This is a genomic window from Pyramidobacter piscolens W5455, assembly GCF_000177335.1.
In the GTDB taxonomy this organism is placed as follows: Bacteria; Synergistota; Synergistia; order Synergistales; family Dethiosulfovibrionaceae; genus Pyramidobacter; species Pyramidobacter piscolens.
Map to the genome: position 1 here is coordinate 1 of NZ_ADFP01000137.1, position 18184 is coordinate 18184.

Here is an 18184-nt window from a genome sequence, read left to right on the forward strand (position 1 = left end):
GGTCCGACCGGTCATGCGACCGGTCGGACCTTTTCGTATTATGCCCCGCCCTCGGACTTTCGCCTTCCCTCGGCGCAAAGCAAACTCCCACGAAAGCATCTTGCTTCGACCTCCTCGAAGACCGTCTTCCGCGATTTCAATCACAGGGAATCTCATACTTCGCTTTCAACGCGCCCAGGCAGTCATAACGCAGCCGGCCTTCCTTTTGAAGCCGCCCAACCACGATGCCCGGAGCGATCCCCACCTTTTCGGCGAAAGCGCATACGCTCTCGCGGTCAAAGCGGGCGGCCTCGGTAAAGCGCTCATACCCGCCGGCCGGAATGAGAGCATCTTGGGCAAACGTATCGGCGGCCCGTTCCATCCCTTCCCTCTCCGCCGCATCGTGCGTTCCGAAAATATCTCCCGCGATCACATGGCCCAGCTCGTGAAACAGGTTGAACCAAAAGATATCCGCAAACTTTCCGCGCGTGGTCACGCCGACGACGATCTTTTTCCCGTCGATGAAAGAAGCCCCGTTCAGGAACGTCCCTTCAAAATGCGGCAGATATACGAGAGCGACGCCGCATTCAGCCAAACAATCCCTGAGCTTTTTATAAGAGTCGGCCGAGAACCCATTTGAGAGCGCTCTGATTCGAGGAAGGAGCGCCGTCAATTTTTTGATGTCGATTTCGCCCGCTTCGACCTTCCGCGCTTCGAGACGCACTTTCTGCGACCAGGCGGCCAGAGCGTAATCGCTGCGATCGTTCTCGCCCAGCTGACGATACGCGATTCCCGGGATTTGGAACTTCCCCAGGAACGTCAGGCGCGCCGTCTCGAAGAACGACCTGAGCGCAAAAACCTTCTCCTTCGCGTTCCTCGTATTTTTTACCCAACCTCTGGCCGCCATTTTCGAGTACGGAAACTTCTTCGCGATTTCGACTTCCTCGTCCATCTCGAGCTCTCCTTTTACGCGGGCAAGCTTTTCCCGATAGATCGCCTCGAGATTGTTCCAGAATTTGGCGGGGATGCCGAGAACTGACTCCAACCTCAGCGCCATGTCCTGACTCAGCTCCACGTCGCCGTGAATCAGACGGCTGATATGCTTCTCGCTGATCCCCATACGCACCGCAAACTCTTTCTGCGTGAGCCCGCGCTCCTCCAGCTGCTCGCGTATCGTCGCGCCGGGGGGGACCGCGATAAAACTCCTGCTGTGCGTCATTTCAATTCCTCCTTTGCTTCCCTTGACGCCGTTTCTCATTTTCCGTCAGTGATAATCATTCTCGATTTTCGTGATTTTCACGGTTTCTATCCCTTGAATACAACCATCCCGGGTAAAGAGCAGACGATGCGGCTGAACCAGATCCATCGCCAGAGTCCCTTCCAGATTCCCATGCAGTTCATGGCAGCGTCCAATCCGGTGCGCCAAAAGAAAATCCACCGAGTCCGCCGCGTGAATCTCGTTCAATCTCTGGACAAGCTTCCCGGCCATTTCCACCCCGTAAGCCCGTATGGCCGCCTTGTCCGAAGTGCAAACCCTTTCGAGCCTCTTGCTTTTGAACGTCGTAAGCAGTCTCTTCACCACCTGCAATTTACCTCTAAGGTAAATTAATTATATCACGCGCCTGAAAAATGTGCAAAAACTCAGATCCGGGCGCGCCGAAGCGGGCGAGAACGTGCACTTCGTCTGATCGTGGTTTTCGATGCAAAAGGCCCGAACGGTCATGCGACCGGTCGGGCCTTTTGCATCGGGATTCACTGTCAGTGGCGCGGCTGCTCTTCGGCGGGGAAGTCGGGGCGGACGACCAGCGTCACGTCGTTCTCGCGGGAAAATCGGGCCAGCATGGCGTCGAAGCGCTCTTTCACTTCCGCCGGCACGTCAACTTTCATGGTATCCATAGGCATCGCTCCTCCGTTAATAATTTATCATGATAAAGCACTGATCGACAGTTGGATGATACCACAAAGGACAAAAAAAGCAAGAGGGAGAAAAAAAGCTTCTCCGTCTTGCCGGGAGATTCCACCGATCCACACGACGCGCCCGCAATTTCGCCGCCGCAGTCACAGGCGCTGAGCTTTCGAATCAGGAGGGAGGGAGGGGAGGGGAGGGGAGGGGAGGGGAGGGAGGGAGGGAGAAATTTTTCAGCAGTTCCGCACAGCGCGACAGGTTTTTCCCCAAATCGGAGCCCATGTCCCCTTCCAGCCAATCCAGAAGGAACCCCACCAGCGCGAAGCGGCACACGGAAAGCAGCAGTTCCCGGTTCTCCTTCTCCGCGAAAAGCCGGCTTTCCCCGGCGCCGACGCGGCGGGCCACGGCGTAGCGCGTCCAGAATCCCAATTCCTCGATGAACGTCTCGCGCGGCAGCGACTTGTAGATGTGCATGATGGCCGCCCGGCGCCGCGACAGCGCGGCGACGACCGCCGCCGCGCCCGGTTCGTCGGCGAACAGCTCGTCGAGCCAGCTCAGCACGGACTTGCGGAGCAGATCGTGAAGGTCCTGAAAGTGATAGTAAAACGTGTTGCGGTTCACGCCGCAGCGCGCGACGACGGCTTTCACCGTGATCTTGCCGAACGGGCGCTCTTCCAGAAGCTGCCAGAACGCGCTCTGTATTTCTTTCTTCGTAAAATCCATGGCTCCACCTGCCCGACGTTCCCTCGCGTTTTTTCGCGCCCGGGGACGTCATCGATGATTGTCTATCATACAACAAAAACGCGGCCCCGTCACATCCGCTGCGTCCGATATCCCCGCATGGGAACGGAAGCCGCAAAAAAAGCGGAGCTGCCGAAGCAGCCCCGCCTTTTTCGTGTGCAGAGATTCGCCTAGAAGTTCAGCAGCGTGCGGAAGCGGATCTGGTTGTTGTCGTAGTTGGGATCGAAGAAGCTGCCGTCCATGTCGGCGTAGGCCAGCTCGAAGTAGAGGTTGGGGCTGTACTGGTAACCGATGGCCACGGACCACTCCTTGGCATCCCAGAAATTGTCAATGTCGTACTTGACGTAGCGCTCAATCGTGCTCCACTTGTCGTTCCACTTCTGCTTGGCCTTGACGAAGAGGACGTCGGCGTCGTCCGGCAGGGTGACGCCCGCAGAGATGTCGCCCGGCCACAGGACGTCGCTGAAGGACCAGGGGCTTCTGTCGATGTAGAAGCCCTGATCAAACTGGGCGTACTCGACCCACAGGCTGGTGAACTTGAGCACGTCCTGGCTGACGTCGAGGATGGCCTTCCACGCCTTGGGATCGTCGATGGCCGCGCCGTCGATGTCTTCCATGTAGTAGGCGCCCTTCAGCTCAAGGCCGTCCATGAAGCTGAAGCCGAGGCCGGCCCAGTAGGTCTTGTAGTTCGTGTTGTCCACGTTGTACCACAGGCCGTTCAGGCTCAGCCAGAACTTCTCGCTGAAGTCAAACTTCAGGCGGGCACCGTAGTACTCGTCGCTGGCGTTAGGATCGTAGATGCTGCCGCCCTGGTTGGAGGCCGCGAAGCCCTCGACGGTGAACATGCCGCGGTTGTACTTCAGATCGAAGCCGCGATAGTTGGCATCCATGTTGAACGCGTCGTTGTCGTCGTACAGTCCGTCTTCGTCTTCCCAGTCGAGGTAGAACTGGCCGCCGCGCATCGTCAGGCCTTCCAGACCCATGAAGTCCTTGGCGGTGAGCCACCAACGGTCAAAACGACCAGCGTGATAACGCGCGTCGAAGGTGATGCCGTCCGTCAGATCCTTGTGCAGGAACAGACGGGCGCGGTTCATCGTGAAGCCGTCGGCGCCGGCGCCGGTCGCAGCACCGTCGTTGTCCCACGCGTTGTAGTCGAAGCGCATCTGGCCGGTGATCTTCCAACCGCCGACGCCCTTCTCAAGCGCGGAGAGGCGGCTGTCGAAGCCGTCCACCTTCACGCCAAGCGCTTCCAGCTCGGGCTGGAACTCCACCACCAGCGCCTTCAGCTTCTCCAGGTCTTCCCCGCTCAGGCCGCCCGCAGCCATCATGCGCGCCACCATCGTCGCGATCTCGTAGCGGGTCATGGCGCGGTTGCCCTTGAACGTGCCGTTCGGGTAACCTTCCAGGATGCCCTTCGCGCTCAGCTGCTCCACGGCGTCGTACGCCCAGTGGTTCATCGGCACGTCGCTGAACGGATTCGCGGCGAACGCGGGCGCGGCTACGGCCACCAGCGACGCGGCGGCTACTACGGCGAGCATTTTCTTCAAACTCATTCTCAAAACTCCTCCTCAAACACGGAACAATGATGTGCGGCGCCTCATGGCGCCGCTTCCCGGCCGTTCGGGGCGAAAGACGGATCGTTCCGAAACGCGTTTGTGGGGAGTTTCCACGTTTCCTCGCCCGGCGCGCGCGCCCGTTCCGTCCCGTTTCACGCCTGATACGGCCGTGAAATGTTGTTTTATATTGCACGAGCCTCCCGGCGGGAGGTTCGCCACACGCTTTCGATCACGCGGAGCGCCCTTCGTCTCCGGCCTGTCCGCCGGCGATGCGCCGCTCAAGGTACGAGAGGTGTTTCTTGAGCACATGGCGCTCTTCCTTGAGGTTTTTGATGCTGGCCCGGAGCAGGCGGTTCTCGACCCGCAGCCTTTCCGTCTCGCCCAGCTCGTCGGCTTCGCCGAGGCTGCGCCCGGTGCCGCGCCGGTCCTGCAGGCCGGCCGCACCGTACTGGCGGTATTTGTTGATCCAGGAATAAATCTGGCCGTGGCTGACGCCGTACTTGCGGATCACTTTGAGGCAGTCGGCGCCGTTGTCGAGGTAGTAGTTGACGATCTCCAGCCGCTCTTCACACGTGGTCTGCCGTACCTTGGCCATGCGCGCCACCTCTCTTGCCTTCGTTCCACACTTCTCACGCATACTTTACTTTGCCATTTTACGAAAGACGTCTTTGCGGGCAATAGACAATAATGAGCTAAATGCCCATAATTCAGACATGTATATGAATATTGACCGAATAACAACCTTTAAACAAATCCGCCGCGGCGCGACAAGCGTCTCGTGCGGAACACGCTTGTTGTATTATTGCGCACTCGGTGCTATAGTATTGACATGAAAGCCATCTATAAAACCAAAACTTTCGTTCGCTGGGCGCGAAAGAACAACGTAGCGGACAGTTGTCTCGTAAATGCGGTTCTCGAAATGGAAAGCGGGCTGATCGACGCCAATCTTGGCGGAGGGGTGTATAAAAAGCGGATCCCTTTAACGGGAAAGGGGAAACGCGGCGGCGCACGGCGATTATCGCAACGCATTTCAAAGGGACTTTCTTCTTTCTGAGGGGGTTCGCAAAAAATGAAACCGCCACTATCAGCGATCAGGAACTCGACGTTTACAAGATCGTGGCTCGCACGTATCTGTCGATCGGCAAAAGGAAATTGGAAGAAATGCTTTTGGATGGAACGATAGCGGAGGTGAAAATATGAGTATCGCCATGAGGGAACTTTATGAAATGGCCCAAGATCTTCGGAAACACGGCGCGATGTCCACCAGGGATTTCTGCCAGATCGAGGCGCTGCGCAGCGAAGTTCCTACGTACGCGCCCGATAAGATCAAAGCGCTCCGTGCCAGTACGAAGTTCAGCCAGACGGCATTTGCAAGTCTGCTGAACGTGAGCCTTTCCACGGTTCAAAAATGGGAAGCGGGCGTGAAGAAGCCCGACGGCGCGTCTCGGAAACTGCTGCATCTGCTGGAGACGAAGGGCGTTTCCTGCCTGCTCTGACGAAAAAATCAAGAGTCAGCATAAATCTTCAAAATAAAAAGGGTTCTGTGACCAACAAGATCACCGAACCCTTTTATTTTGTCTTCCCGGCGTCTTCGCGGCGGTTCTCGTTCTCCGTGCGCCGCCGCAGCTCGAGCGTATTAATATTGACATCATACTGATAAAATCACTATAATATCATCATAAAGGAGTGATGATCATGGCTACAGCCACCAAAGACAGCTCGATTCAGATCAAAGTCGATCCCGAGCTGAAGGCCGACGCGGCCGGTATCGCCGAAGAGCTCGGCATGAATCTGTCCACTCTCATCAACGTCTACCTCAAGCGAGTCGTCGCCGAACGCGGGATTCCGTTTCCCCTCGCCGCGCCCTTGACGCCCAACGCCCGCACGCGTCAGGCCATCCGCGACCTCCGCGCCGGCAAGACGAAACGGTTCGACACCGCGGAAGAAGCGCTTCGTGACATGGGCATCTGAGATGCTGCACGTCGAATTCACCGCCCAGTTCCGCAAAGACCGAAAGCGCATGGAAAAACGCGGCGCCGACATGGGAAAACTGCGAGAAGCCATCCTCATCCTCGCGGCGGAGGAGGAGCTTCCCCCGCGCTCTCGGGATCACGGGCTGACCGGCGAGTGGAGAGGGAGCCGCGATCTTCACCTCGAACCGGACTGGGCCCTGATCTACGAAATCCGCGGCGACGTCCTCGGGCTCGTCCGAACGGGTTCGCACGCGGATCTTTTCGACAAATAATCGCCGTTTTCAGACGCCCCGGCTCAAGCAAACATAAAACACAAAAACGAGGGCGGATGATTGGATTGGTTCCAGTCATCCGCCCTCGTTCTTTGCGCCGCGAAGCGGCCGGCTTGTTCCGTTTTTCCCGGCGTCTTCGCGGCGGTTCTCGTTCTGCCGTGCGCCGCCGCTTGGCGGCGGAAGTCGTTTCGGTCTACTCGGCGGTGATCACGAAATCGACTTCGGTGCCTTCGGCAACGTTGTTGCCGCCGGAGACGACGACGTCTTCGCCGATCTGCAGGCCGTCGGAGACGGTGACCATGCCGCCGGTGGCGGCGCCGGTGACGACTTTCTGGATCGCGGCTTTGCCGTCGCGGATCACCATCACGGAGCCGTCGGCGCGCAACGCTTCGGTGGGGATGACGAGGGGATTCTCTTCGCTGGTCTCGACCAGCAGCACGCGCGCGAACATGCCGGGGCGCAGCTTGAAGCCGGTGGCCTGATTATCGACGGTGATTTCGGCGCCGATGGTGCGGGTGGAGGTGTTGATGTAAGGATCGATCAGCGTCACGGTGCCGTAAAAGGTCTGCCCGCTCAGGCTCTCGAAGGTGAGCACGGCGTCCATGCCAAGGCGCAGGCGGCCCATGTCGCGCTCGGGGATGTCCACGCGGGCCTTGAGGCGGTCGACGCGGCCGATGCGCAACACGTTGGTGGCGTCTTTGACGAGGGCGCCGAGGGTGAGGTCGTAATCGTCGAGAATGACGCCCTTGATCGGCGCTTTGAGCTGGTACTCGCTGAGCAGCACGGCCTGGGCGTCCAAATTGGCCTGGGCCTGCTTGACCTGCGCGGCGGCTTTGGCGTTGGCGGCCACGGCGGCCTGGTAGGTGGTGCTGCGCGTGTCGTATTCCTGCTGGGTGGCGTAGCCGGACTTGCGCAGACGGCCGTAGCGGTCGAGCTCGCGCTTGGCGTCGGCGAGCGTGACGGCGGACTGGGAGAGTTCGGCTTTGCTAACGGCGACCTGGGCCTGCATGGAATTATACTCGGCTTCCTGGTTGCGGCTGTCGAGCACGACGAGCGTGTCGCCGGCTTCGACGAGGTCGCCTTTGGCGACGACGAGATTGTCGATGCGCCCGGTGACTTTGGGGTTGAGGATCACTTCTTCGAGGGCCTGCAGCGTGGAAGTGGTGTTGATGCCCTGCTGCACGCTGCTGAGGCGTTTGACGACGGCCACTTCGACGCGCGGCCGCGGCGCGGAAACCGGGGCATCCGGCTGTTTGGCGGGGGCTTCGGCGCGGGGGCCGAACCACGCGGCGGCAAGCAGCGCGGGCAGAAGATAGATTTTGAGTTTCGTAAATTTCATGCGCATTGACCTCACTTTGTCTTCTTTCGGGAATCGGCGCGGAGGCCGGCGCTTTTCGCCGGAGCGGCGGCGCTGTCGCGAAGATTTTCCTGAAGCAGGGCGCGCTCGATGAGGATGCCCTGCGCTTTCCACAGGTTGGCTTGCGCCTCGCGGCTGTCGCGGAGATGCTGCGCCAGCAGCTGGAGCGCGTCGGTCAGCTCGCTGCGGGCCTGAAGCACGTCGATCTGCGTGTTGACGCCCTCGCGGTAGCCCGACTCGGCGTAATCGAGGCTCTCTTTCGCCAGCTGCAGGTTGGCGCGGCCGGCGCTGAGGGTTTCCAGCGCGTTCTGGAGGCTGAGCCAGCTGTCGGCAAGTTCGGCCTTGATGCTGTCCTCTTTTTCGTCCAAGGCGTGCTCGGCGGCCTTCAGTCCGGCTTTGGCGGCGCGGACGCTGCCGCTGGTGCTGCCGCCGTCGTAGACGGGCACGTCGAGGGTCAGCGAGGCGGTCCACTGATTTTTGTCGGAGACGCCGCCGAGGCCGTTCGACGTGTAACCGAAACGGTAGCCGCTGCTGAGGCTGAGCGTGGGCAGCAGGCCGCTTCTCGCCACGGCGATTTCGTTTTTCCGCGAGGCGGCGGCGTAGCGCAGCGACTGATAATCGCCGCGGCGTTCGAGCGTTTCGCGGATGGCCGCCTCGACGTCGGCGGGGATTTTGCGGGTGTCTTCCAGTTTGGGCAGATTATCCTCGAGCGAGCCGGAGAGGGCGAGGTTCGTCTCCGGGCGCATACGCAGCAGGCGGCACAGTTCAATGCGCGCCGCCTCAAGATTGTTCCCGGCGGCGATGTTGCTTGCCCGGGCGTTTTCCTTCTGCTGGCGCACACGGGTGAGGTCGAGGTTGGTGGAGAGGCCGTAGACGACGCGCTCGTTCAGCTCTTTTTCGGCGTTGCTGTAGTAGTCGAGCGCGTTCTCGGTGTTGCGCAGCACCTCGCGGCGGTACAGCACTTCGCAGTAGGCGTTCCAAACGGTCAGCGCCACGCTCTCGCGGGCGTTGCGCAGATCCTGCTCGGCCTGTTTGACGCCGAGTTTGCCCTGTCGGGCCAGCGCCTGATTTTTGCCGCCGGAATAAAGACTCTGGCTGACGGCGACGCGCGCAACCAGTTCGTTGTCGGGATAGCTCGGAATGTTGTCGTAGGCGTTTCCCTGCCCCTGAAGGTTCAGCTGCGGGTTGAGCGCGGCGCCGGCCGCCTTGCTCTGCCCTTTGGCGCTCTCCACGTTCTGCTCCGCCGTCAGCACGGTAAAGTTGCGGTCCAGCGCAATGTTCAGCGCCCGCCCCATGGTGAGGATGATCGCTTCCGAGTCGCCGGCGACGCTGGCCGCGGGATGCGCGGCGTTCCGCAGCGCCTGAAGGGAACTGGCCGCCGGCGCGCCCAGCGCGGGAAATCCCAGCAGCGAAAACGAGAGCGCCAGCGCGGCAGCCTGAATTCTTTTCATGATGTTCGGTTCTCCTCTCTTGACTAAGGCAGCGCCTTCTGGAAAAGTTTGCTTCCCAGACGTTCCTTGACGTTGTCCAGCACCAGATAGACGACGGGCACGACCAGCAGCGTCAGCATCGTGGAGGTGAACAGCCCGCCGAAGATCGCCACCGACATGGGCTGGCGCGACTCGGAGCCCTCGCTCAGCTTCAGCGCCGCGGGGATGGCGCCGATCAGCGTGGACAGCGAGGTGATCAGGATGGCGCGCAGGCGGCGCGGGCCGGCGTCGATGACGGCGCTGACTTTGTCCATGCCGCTCAGGCGGTTCTGGTTGATGAAGTCGACAAGGATGATGCCGTTGTTGACGACGATGCCGACGAGCAGGATGATGCCCATGTAGGCCATCACGTCGAGTTTGACGTTCATCGCGTACATCAGGCAGAAAGTGCCGGGGGTCATCAGCGGCAGCGAGAACATGACCGTAAAGGGATGCAGGAACGATTCGAACTGCACGGCCATGATCACGTACATCAGCGAGATGGCGATGAGCAGCGCCGTGAACAGGCGGGCGAACTCTTTCTGCATGTTCTTGGTGCGCCCGGAGGGCTGGAGGGTGATGCCCGAACCTTCGGGAATGTACTTTTTGCCGAGCTCCTGAATGTAGACCATGGCTTCGCCCATGGAGTAATCGCTGGTGACGTTGGCGGAGATGGTCAGCGCGGTCTGGCGCCCGTAGCGTTTGATGACGCTGGGGGCCATGACTTTGGTGACGGTGATCAGGCCGGGGGCCTGAACGATCTCGCCGGCGCCGTTCTTGAACGAAACGATCTGCAGGTCCTCGAGGCTGGAACGCTGGCCGCGGCGGGCCATGAGGCGGATGTCGTAGCGGTAGCCGCCTTCCTTGAACACGCCGGCCTTGACGCCGCCGAAGTAGGCCTGGATCTCCGTGGACAGCGAGCGCACGTCGACGTTCATGGCGTCGGTCATGTTGCGGTCGATGGAAATGTTGAGCTGGGGTTTGTCGAGGCGCACGTCGGTCTCGACGTCGCGCAGTTTGCTCATGGTCTTCATCTCGGCCGTAAGTTTCTGGGCGAGCGCTGCCAAAGTTTCCGTGGGGGCGCCGGACATGACCATTTCCACGTCCTTGCCGCCGAACGTGGTGAAGTTCATGGTCACGTCGCGGAAGCCGGCCACGGAGTTGCGCACATCGTTCATGACGATGTCCTGGGCCTCGCGTAATTTGCGGGCGATGAGCTGCACGTAGATGCTGCCCTTGTTCGACTCGCTGCCGCTGCCCGAACCGGCGGAGACGATCGTGCGCATGACGCCGGGATGGCGCCGCGCCACGTCGGCGATGCTCTGCATGACGCGGCCGGTCTCTTCGATCTCCGTGCCGGAGGGCAGTTCGCAGTTGATGATGAAGATGCCCTGGTCGTCGTTGGTCGAGAAGGTGGAGCCTACTTTGCCGGCCACGAACACGCCGAAGGCGAAGATGCCCAGCGCGGTCGCCAGCGTCACGGTCTTGTGGTGCACGGCCGCGGTGAGCAGGCGCCGGTAGCCGCGCTCCAGAGAGCGCAGCAGCGCGTCGCAGAACTGCGCGGCGCGGCCGGGCGGCGTGATGCGCAGGATGCGCGAGCAGACAAAGGGCGTCAGCGTCAGCGAGAGGATCAGCGACAGCGAAATGGTGACGACGACGGTGATGCCGAAGGCGTAAAAGAAGCGGCCGATGATGCCGCCCATCGTGGCGATGGGCGCGAACACGCCGATGGTGGTGAGGGCGCCGCCGAGCACGGAGAAACCGACTTCGTTCGTGCCCTTGAGGGCCGCGTCGAAGGGCAGCAATCCCTTGTGCATGTGCGTGTAGATGTTCTCCAGCACGACGGTGGTGGCGTCGACGACCATGCCGACGGCCAGCGAGATGGCCATCATCGACATGTTGTTGATGGTGATGCCCAGGTACGACAGCACGCAGAAACTGCCGATCAGGCAGACGGGCATGGAGATGACCGTCACGAACGTGGCGCGGAACGTCTGCAGGAAAAACAGCATCAGCAGCGAGCAGAGGATCACGGCCTGGATGATGTCGCTGCCGACGCCGTTCATGGAGCGGCGGATGAAGTCGGACTTGTTGTAGATCTGCTGCATCGTGATGCCCTCGGGCACCAGTCCCTGCATCTCGTTGAACTTGGCGACGATGGCGTCGCACACTTCCACCTCGTTGGCGCCGCGCTGCTTCATGACGCCCATGACGATGGTGGACTGCTCGTCGACGAAGGCTTCGCTGTCCTCTTCCTCGAAGCCGTCCTCCACGTCGGCGACGTCGCCGAGGCGGATCACCACGCCGTTGCGCGTCGTGATGGGCAGGCTCTTGAGCTCCTCCACCGAGGAATATTCGCCCTCGATGCGCAGGTCCATCTTGAAGCGGTCGATGCTGAGGCTGCCGGCGGGAAGCTCGACGTGCTTGCTGGCGATGGCGCTGGACAGGTCGCTGACGACCAGACCGCGCGAGCGCAGGCGCACCGGGTCGATCCAGACGCGGATCTCGCGGTCGCGCAGGCCGGGCATGCTGACGTTGCCGACGCCGTTGACCGACTGGAACTGCACCTTGGCCACCTTGTCGGCAAAGTAAACTTTGTCCTTGTAAGACGCTTCGCCGGTGATGGAGAACATCACCAGCGGCGAATCGCCGATGTCGTACTTGGCGATGATGGGCTGATCGGCCTCGTCGGGCAGATCGGCCTGCGCGGCGTTGACCTTGTCGCGCACGTCGGCCGCGGCCGCGTCGATGTCGCGGGCCAAGTCGAACTCCACGACCGTGACGGCGGCGCCCATGTAACTGGACGAGCTCAGGCTCTCGATGCCGGAGATGGTGTTGATCTGTTCTTCCAGCACGTCGGTGACGTCGTTGTCCATAACGGCGGCGGTGGCGCCGGTCATCGTCGTCGTCACCATGACGACGGGCAGATCGACGTCGGGGGTCTGCTGCACGCCCATGCGGGCGTAGGAAAACAGCCCGAAATACACCAGCGCCAGCGTCAGAACGGTGACCGTCACCGGCCTTCTCAATGATGTTTCCGTAATCCTCATTTTTCCTCCGTACAAATGCCGCGCAGAAGCCAGTCCGCGACCAGCTCGCGGATCTGCTGCGAATCCGTGTTCAGCGCGCCGTGAAAGCGGCTGCCGATTTCCACGCCCATCAGCGACGAATGGAGCGCGGCCGCCATCAGGACGGGATCGCCGGGACGTACCGAACCGTCCTTCATGCCCCGCTCCATGACGGCGGCAAGAACCTCGTGCACACAGTCCATGGCCGCGTCGTCCCGGGCCGCCCCTTCCGGACCGGCCTGCCTCATCACCACGTCGCCGATGGCGAAGTGAAGAAAACGGAACTCCTTCATGCCTTCGATCGATTTCAGCACGATGCGGCGCAGCAGCCGGCGGGTGTCGCGCTCCCGCTCCATGTCGCGCCGGATGCGGTCGGTGATCTGCCGGGCAAGACAGTCGCGGATGAAGAGGATCACGGCGTCCTTGTCGCGAAAATAATTGTAGACGGTGCCCTTGGCCACGCCCATGCGCGCGGCCAGATCCTTCATCGTGAAGCGGCGCCACTCCGCCTCGCGCAGCATCGCGCAGGCGCACGCAAAGGCCTTGTCCCGCACCGCCGCAGTGATCAGCTCTTTGTTCTCAGCCGAAAGTTTCGGCACGCTTCCCGCCTCCTTTCGCGCCGTCGGAAGACGGCAAGTCAAAATAACGACCCTCGGTCATTTTTATTCGAACGAGGATATTATAGCCATCGCCGGCCCATCTGTCACCGCCCCGTTCCCGCGGCTTAATTAAAAAAAGGGAAAGAAAACAAAAATCCACCGTGGAGAAGCGGGGGCGGCTTTGTTCCGGCCTTGCGACGCGAAAAGCCTCCCCCAGGAGACCCAGAGAGCCGTGGCACCCGAAAAGTTCCTCTTACCGCTGCTTCCTTCCGGACCTGACGGGATTCGTGGTTTTTCGCCGCACGGGGCTGGGCCTCCCGCGGGAGGCTTCAGGCATATTTTAACAAAATCCGCGCCCTTTGCAAGGGCGCGGCGAAAAATGTTCCACGTGGAACACTTGGATCGAAAAAAGATAACGACAGGATTTTCCGCAGATGCGAAAAAACGGATTACGCCTTTTCGACGGATGCGTTCGGGGCGTTCTTGCGCACGCTTTCGATGCCGTTCAGGCAGCCGGCCTTGGCTTTGTAACCCTCGGAGACGGCGATGACCTGACCGTTGCGGGCCTTGAGGCGGAAGCGGAACTCGCCGGCCCTGTCGGCGTAGAGTTCGAACTTGGGGTTTTTCCGGACGGCACAATCCTTCTCGGTCTGATCTTCCAAAACGGCTTCGGCCGCGTTCTTCACCACGCTGGCGACGCCGTTCCGGCAGGCCGCCTCGGTGGTGTACACCTCGGACGTGGCGATCACCTCGCCGTTGCCCGCCTTCAGATCGAACTTCAGGCCCGACGCGACGCTTTTCATCACAAATTTCGCCACTTTCGTCTCCTCCTTTAGTAAGCATATTTCATGAAACTGCTCTCAGCTTATCAGACTTCTGTCAAAAAGCAAGCGGGACTCGTGCCGAAAAACCGATCTTTGCAGTTTTCTTTCGATCGGGAGCCGCGGGCAGCCGTCCGCGCGGACGCTGACCTTGCCTGTCTGCCCGTTCACGGCCGCGCAGATATCCCCGCTGGAAATATAGTAAACCGGCAAAAGCACCGGCAGCCTGACGGCTGACTTTGCCTCCGTCCCGACCTCGATCGCCTTCGTGCCCCACATCTTTTCCAGCTGCGGCCGGTAGTTTTCCGAGATCTCCTCTATCATTCGCCTTTCGGCTTCGGCGCTGGATATATCCGTTATCTTTACACGCTGTCCCGCGAGATAAGCGAAATCGAAGGCTTCAAGACCGTCCAGATCGAACGGTTCCATGGCGTTCAGCAGTAAATTGTCGAGCTGCTTCGAACCGTTTACGAACTCATCGTTCACGAAACCGTCGAAGCCGTAGACCTTGGCCGTCCTCTTGCAGCTCACGCGGCAGCGCACCGGCCCGCGCACCGTCTCGTAGGGAAGATAAAATCCCTTCAGCTCGGGGATCATGGACCGCAGACGCTTGGCCTCTTTTTTGCGCCTGTTCCGATCGCACCATTCTTCCAGCCTTTGCTGCGCTTCCGCTTTCGTGATTCCAAACGGGATGACGCTCTCCGGCAGCCCCGCGTCGTACAGATACTCTTTCCGCACCAGGCTCCTGCCGCAGAACGCGCATTTCGACAGAGCCTCGTTTTCCTCGAACACAATCGTTGCGCCGCATCCGCTGCAGGACGCGGACTCCAAAGAGAACGCCTCCGCGGACTTCTTCATCTTTTTCTGCTGCGCGTTCCGGTAATCCTTTTTTTCCTCCAGCGCGGCCTCGACCTTCACCGTTCCGCCGCAGTAGCCGCATTCATAAACCTGATGGACAATGTCAAAATTTGCCGGCGCCCCGCACTGAGGGCAATGGATATTCAATATCTCTTTTCCCATAGCGCATTTTTCCTTTCGAACGCTGACAAAGGGCATAATCTCATCGTCGTCCCAATCCGTAACCGAAGAAGCGCTTTCCAGTTGATACTATTTTTCAATCAAAAGGCAGAACACACAAGGGCGCTGCGAGGAAAATCCGCAAAGCGAGCCGCGCGGCAGCCGGGAGAGCTGTGAGCGGCCGGACTCCCTCGGAAGGCGGGGGCATTTATCGTTTTCCATCAAGAATCGGTATCACGGCTCTTTATCTTCGAGACAATAGAAACGGGACAGGCGGCTGCTCAGCCGGGTCTTGTCGGCGTCGCTCATGAGCGGATTCTGCTGGAGCAGCCTCGTCAGCGTTTCCCGTTCCGCTTCGTCGCGGCCGGGGCGCGCGCCTGCGCCGAGGAGCAGTTCGACGGCTTCGGTCGTTTTGTTGTAGGCGACGGCCAGTTTCAACGGCGTCCAGCCGTCTTTGTCGCGGAGGTCGGCGTCCGCGCCCGCCAGCAGCAGGAAGCGCACGACGGCGGGCGACGGCACGACCTGCTTGAGCGCGTACGTCAGCGCGGTCATGCCGCCGCGGTCGCCGCGGTCGATCTGCGCGCCGGAACGCAGCAGAATGTCGACGACGGCGGCGTCGCGGTTGTAGGCCGCGGCGTACATCAGCGCCGTGCGCCCCTGGCGGTCGCGGGCGCCGACTTTCGCCCCCGCTTCGACGAGCAGATCGACGACGACGGCGCTGCGTTTCTGCGCGGCGATCATCAGGGGCGTGGTATGAATGGCGTTTCTCGTCTCCAAAGGCGCGCCGCGCTCGAGCAGAACTTTCAGCGCCGCCAAACTGGGATTGGAACGCAGCGCCGCCGTCAGCGGCGTCGTTCCCTGTTCGTCGCGGGCGTCAACCGGAGCGCCCCGGCGCAACGCCGTTTCGATCTCCGCCGCCGCCCCGCGCGCGCATAAGGCGATAAACTGTCTGGCGGCCGACAGTTCTCCGCCGCCGACGACGAAATCTCCGTCCGCGTCCAGAATGATGCGCAGCTGTTCGTATGTCTCGCCCATGGAATCCATCCCCCTTTCCTCCGCGTTTATTATACATAAAGACCGGAAGGTTGCGCCGGATTTTTACGCCCGCAGGGGCGACGGGCGTGTCCTTTCCCGGAAATTGCGGTACAATGGAAACGAAGTTCAACGTATCTAACGCTCGGCGGATTTCCGGAAAGGGTGAGAACATGGTCAAACACGCGTTTTTGGCGGCGGCGCTGACGCTAGGGCTGATCGCGGGGACGGGATTTTATTACCGCTCGCGGCTCGACGCGCTTTCGGCCGCCTCTGCGGGCGCGCGGCGCGCCCACGCCGGCGAGAAGGAGCTGGACGGGCTCTATCTGCTGGCGGTCAATCCGCGTCTGGATCCCCGCGGCGAGCTGCGCCGGGAGCTGCACGCGGCCGCGCTCGGGCGGCAGGCGCGCTTCCATGGTTCGCGGGAACTGAAACTGGCCTACGCCGACGACGAAAAGGCGCTCGGCGTCTACGCGCGGCGGCTGGCGCGGCGGCTGGCGCTCGCCGGGCTGAACGTGAAGCTCAGCCCGTGTTCGCCCGTGATGCTGCGCTCAAAGGCGCTCGCGGGCAAGTACGATCTGTTCGTCGCGCCGCGGCGCGTCATCCTCATGAGCGACATCGAGCGGCTGGACGCGCTGACGCTGAAAGCGCGGGAAATGGAGCGCGCGCTGTGAGGCGTCTCAACGCGCTGCTCGCGGCGGCGCTGCTGATTCTGCTGGCGTGGCATGGCCTGGCGGGCAGCTTCATGCTGCTGGGCGTCAACGCCGGCACGGGCAAAATCGCGGGCTGGACGGCGATGGCGCTGGCGGCGCTGCACGGCGCCATCGGTCTGGCGCTGACGGTTCCGACGCTGCGCGCCTCTCGCCGCGGCGCGCTCTATCTGCGGCAGAACGCGCGCTTCTGGGCGATCCGTTTCAGCGGAGCGGCGCTGATCCTGCTGCTGTGTCTGCACGTCGGCGTCTTCGGGCGGGTTCGCTCGGGACAGTTCGTGCTGTACGAGTTCACGACGCTGAAAATGCTCGTTCAGGTCCTTCTGGCCGCGGCGCTGGCGCTGCACGTGCTGGCCGGGATCGGTCCGCTGCTGGTCTCGCTCGGCGTCTGCCGCTACCGCGTCTGGCAGGGGGACCTGCTGCTGATCTTTTCGCTGCTGCTGCTTTTTTTCGCGGCGGCGCTGATTTTTTATTACGCGCGGTGGCAGTGGCTATGAAGACGGTGCTGATCGTCGGCGCCGGGCTGGCGGGACTGTCGGCCGCCCTGACCGCCGCGGAAAAGGGGCACCGCGCCGCGCTCGCCTCGTCGATGCCGTCGGAGCGCGCCCAGTCGGTGATGGCCGAGGGCGGCATCAACGCGGCGCTGAACGTGAAGGGCGAGGACGACAGCCCGGAGCAGCACTTCGCCGACACGTACAAAGCCGGCTGCGAGCTGGCCGACGCCGCGGCGCTGCGCGGCATGACGGAGGCGGCGCCGGGCATCGTGCGCCGCCTGCTGGAAATGGGGACGCAGTTCAATCGGATAAACGGCGAGATCGACCAGCGCAATTTCGGCGGCCAGAAGAAAAAACGCACCGCCTTCGCCCAGAGCGGCACGGGCAAACAGATAATGACGGCGCTGATCGACGCCGTGCGCCGTTACGAAGCGGAAGGGTCGGTCGTCCGCCTGCCGCGCCACGATTTCGTCACGCTGCTGCTCGACGGGCGCGCCTGCGGCGGCGCGCTGCTGCGCGACCGCTTCGACGGTTCCCTGTCGGAGCTCAGCGCCGACGCGGTGATCATGGCAACCGGCGGCATGCACGGCCTTTTTTCCGACACCACCGGCTCGCTCAACAACACGGGCGAAGCCGCGGCCGAACTGTTCCGCCTCGGCGCGCCGATCGCCGACGGCGAGTTCATCCAGTACCACCCCACCACCGTGTCCGCCTCGGGCAAACGGCATCTGATCAGCGAGGCCGCGCGCGGCGAGGGCGGGCGGCTCTTCACGATACGGGACGGCGCGCGCTGGTACTTCATGGAAGAAAAATATCCCGAGCTGGGCAACCTGATGCCGCGCGACGTCACCGCGCGCGAGATCTGGCGGGCGCGGCGCGGCGGCCCCGTGTTCCTCGACCTCACGGAACTGCCCGAGAGCGTGATGAGCCGCAAACTGGCCGGCGTGGTCGAAACCTGCCTCACCTACCTGCGCCTCGACCCGCGCGAGCGCCCCATCCCCGTCGAGCCGGGGCTGCATTACTTCATGGGCGGCCTCAAGGTGGACGCCGCGCACCGCGTCGCCGGGTTCGAAAATCTGTACGCCGCCGGCGAGTGCGCTTCGCTGTACCACGGCGCCAACCGCCTCGGCGGCAACTCGTTGCTGGGCGCCATTTACGGCGGGCAGGTCGCGGCGCGCACGGCCCTCGGC

The 18184-nt window shown here is 61.7% G+C and carries 19 protein-coding genes, 1 other RNA gene and 1 pseudogene; 7 read left to right on the top strand and 14 right to left on the bottom strand.

What is annotated here, in order from left to right; translation table 11 throughout:
* Positions 1-136: 136 nt before the first annotated feature.
* The 6 genes from HMPREF7215_RS12015 to HMPREF7215_RS12035 form a co-directional block, all read right to left on the bottom strand.
* Positions 137-1198: a HigA family addiction module antitoxin gene (locus HMPREF7215_RS12015; protein WP_009166197.1), complete on the bottom strand. Its 1062-nt coding sequence runs from the start codon at positions 1196-1198 to the stop codon at positions 137-139.
* Positions 1199-1243: 45 nt separating this feature from the next.
* On the bottom strand, positions 1244-1561 hold the full coding sequence (locus tag HMPREF7215_RS12020; RefSeq protein WP_050768931.1) for a type II toxin-antitoxin system RelE/ParE family toxin: 318 nt from the start codon (positions 1559-1561) through the stop codon (positions 1244-1246).
* Between the two features lie 176 nt (positions 1562-1737).
* Positions 1738-1875, bottom strand: coding sequence for a hypothetical protein (locus tag HMPREF7215_RS13440; RefSeq protein WP_009166200.1), 138 nt, complete (start codon positions 1873-1875; stop codon positions 1738-1740).
* A 184-nt stretch (positions 1876-2059) separates the two neighbouring features.
* A complete protein-coding gene (locus HMPREF7215_RS12630) occupies positions 2060-2608 on the bottom strand; it encodes a TetR family transcriptional regulator (protein ID WP_009166201.1) in 549 nt (182 codons plus the stop codon).
* Between the two features lie 188 nt (positions 2609-2796).
* Complete coding sequence (locus HMPREF7215_RS12030) at positions 2797-4179, bottom strand: S-layer homology domain-containing protein (RefSeq protein WP_009166203.1); 1383 nt, start codon at positions 4177-4179, stop codon at positions 2797-2799.
* A 232-nt stretch (positions 4180-4411) separates the two neighbouring features.
* Positions 4412-4777, bottom strand: a complete 366-nt coding sequence (locus HMPREF7215_RS12035; protein ID WP_050768932.1) for a helix-turn-helix domain-containing protein — start codon at positions 4775-4777, stop codon at positions 4412-4414.
* Positions 4778-5011: 234 nt separating this feature from the next.
* On the opposite strand from HMPREF7215_RS12035, the pseudogene HMPREF7215_RS14100 reads away from it, so the two are divergent.
* The 4 genes and pseudogenes from HMPREF7215_RS14100 to HMPREF7215_RS12050 all read left to right on the top strand — a co-directional run bounded on the left by HMPREF7215_RS14100 (position 5012) and on the right by HMPREF7215_RS12050 (position 6427).
* Positions 5012-5382: pseudogene (locus HMPREF7215_RS14100) on the top strand (type II toxin-antitoxin system RelE/ParE family toxin).
* Positions 5379-5678: a helix-turn-helix domain-containing protein gene (locus HMPREF7215_RS12040; RefSeq protein ID WP_009166206.1), complete on the top strand. Its 300-nt coding sequence runs from the start codon at positions 5379-5381 to the stop codon at positions 5676-5678. The pseudogene HMPREF7215_RS14100 and the gene HMPREF7215_RS12040 overlap by 4 nt, the downstream one beginning before the upstream one ends.
* 199 nt (positions 5679-5877) lie before the next feature.
* Positions 5878-6153 carry a type II toxin-antitoxin system RelB/DinJ family antitoxin gene (locus HMPREF7215_RS12045; protein WP_009166208.1) on the top strand — a complete coding sequence of 92 codons (276 nt, stop codon included), beginning with the start codon at positions 5878-5880 and terminating at the stop codon, positions 6151-6153.
* Positions 6137-6427, top strand: coding sequence for a type II toxin-antitoxin system YafQ family toxin (locus HMPREF7215_RS12050; protein WP_232205567.1), 291 nt, complete (start codon positions 6137-6139; stop codon positions 6425-6427). The genes HMPREF7215_RS12045 and HMPREF7215_RS12050 overlap by 17 nt, the downstream gene beginning before the upstream one ends.
* A 193-nt stretch (positions 6428-6620) precedes the next feature.
* Here the strand turns inward: HMPREF7215_RS12050 and HMPREF7215_RS12055 are convergent, their stop codons facing one another.
* The 8 genes from HMPREF7215_RS12055 to HMPREF7215_RS12085 form a co-directional block, all read right to left on the bottom strand.
* Positions 6621-7766, bottom strand: a complete 1146-nt coding sequence (locus tag HMPREF7215_RS12055; protein WP_198004617.1) for an efflux RND transporter periplasmic adaptor subunit — start codon at positions 7764-7766, stop codon at positions 6621-6623.
* Between the two features lie 11 nt (positions 7767-7777).
* Complete coding sequence (locus tag HMPREF7215_RS12060; RefSeq protein WP_009166211.1) at positions 7778-9235, bottom strand: TolC family protein; 1458 nt, start codon at positions 9233-9235, stop codon at positions 7778-7780.
* A gap of 23 nt (positions 9236-9258) precedes the next feature.
* Positions 9259-12303 carry an efflux RND transporter permease subunit gene (locus HMPREF7215_RS12065; protein WP_009166212.1) on the bottom strand — a complete coding sequence of 1015 codons (3045 nt, stop codon included), beginning with the start codon at positions 12301-12303 and terminating at the stop codon, positions 9259-9261.
* The gene (locus HMPREF7215_RS12635; protein WP_009166213.1) at positions 12300-12920 is read right to left on the bottom strand and encodes a TetR/AcrR family transcriptional regulator; all 621 of its coding nucleotides are present in this window, start codon (positions 12918-12920) and stop codon (positions 12300-12302) included. The genes HMPREF7215_RS12065 and HMPREF7215_RS12635 overlap by 4 nt, the downstream gene beginning before the upstream one ends.
* 216 nt (positions 12921-13136) lie before the next feature.
* Positions 13137-13235: signal recognition particle sRNA small type (gene ffs, locus HMPREF7215_RS12625), an RNA gene on the bottom strand.
* Positions 13236-13369: 134 nt separating this feature from the next.
* Entirely contained in the window at positions 13370-13738 is a 369-nt protein-coding gene (locus HMPREF7215_RS12075; protein ID WP_009166214.1) for a YegP family protein, read from the bottom strand.
* 42 nt (positions 13739-13780) lie between these two features.
* Positions 13781-14761, bottom strand: a complete 981-nt coding sequence (locus HMPREF7215_RS12080) for a hypothetical protein (RefSeq protein ID WP_050768933.1) — start codon at positions 14759-14761, stop codon at positions 13781-13783.
* A 231-nt stretch (positions 14762-14992) separates the two neighbouring features.
* Entirely contained in the window at positions 14993-15793 is an 801-nt protein-coding gene (locus HMPREF7215_RS12085) for an ankyrin repeat domain-containing protein (protein ID WP_198004618.1), read from the bottom strand.
* 170 nt (positions 15794-15963) lie between these two features.
* On the opposite strand from HMPREF7215_RS12085, the gene HMPREF7215_RS12090 reads away from it, so the two are divergent.
* The 3 genes from HMPREF7215_RS12090 to HMPREF7215_RS12100 form a co-directional block, all read left to right on the top strand.
* Positions 15964-16464 carry a DUF6921 family protein gene (locus HMPREF7215_RS12090; RefSeq protein WP_009166217.1) on the top strand — a complete coding sequence of 167 codons (501 nt, stop codon included), beginning with the start codon at positions 15964-15966 and terminating at the stop codon, positions 16462-16464.
* Positions 16461-16997 (top strand): hypothetical protein, encoded by a 537-nt coding sequence (locus HMPREF7215_RS12095; RefSeq protein WP_009166218.1) that lies wholly within the window; start codon positions 16461-16463, stop codon positions 16995-16997. The genes HMPREF7215_RS12090 and HMPREF7215_RS12095 overlap by 4 nt, the downstream gene beginning before the upstream one ends.
* Positions 16994-18184, top strand: a 1191-nt coding sequence (locus HMPREF7215_RS12100) for an FAD-binding protein (protein WP_009166219.1), incomplete at its 3' end; no start/stop codon positions are given. The genes HMPREF7215_RS12095 and HMPREF7215_RS12100, both read left to right, overlap by 4 nt.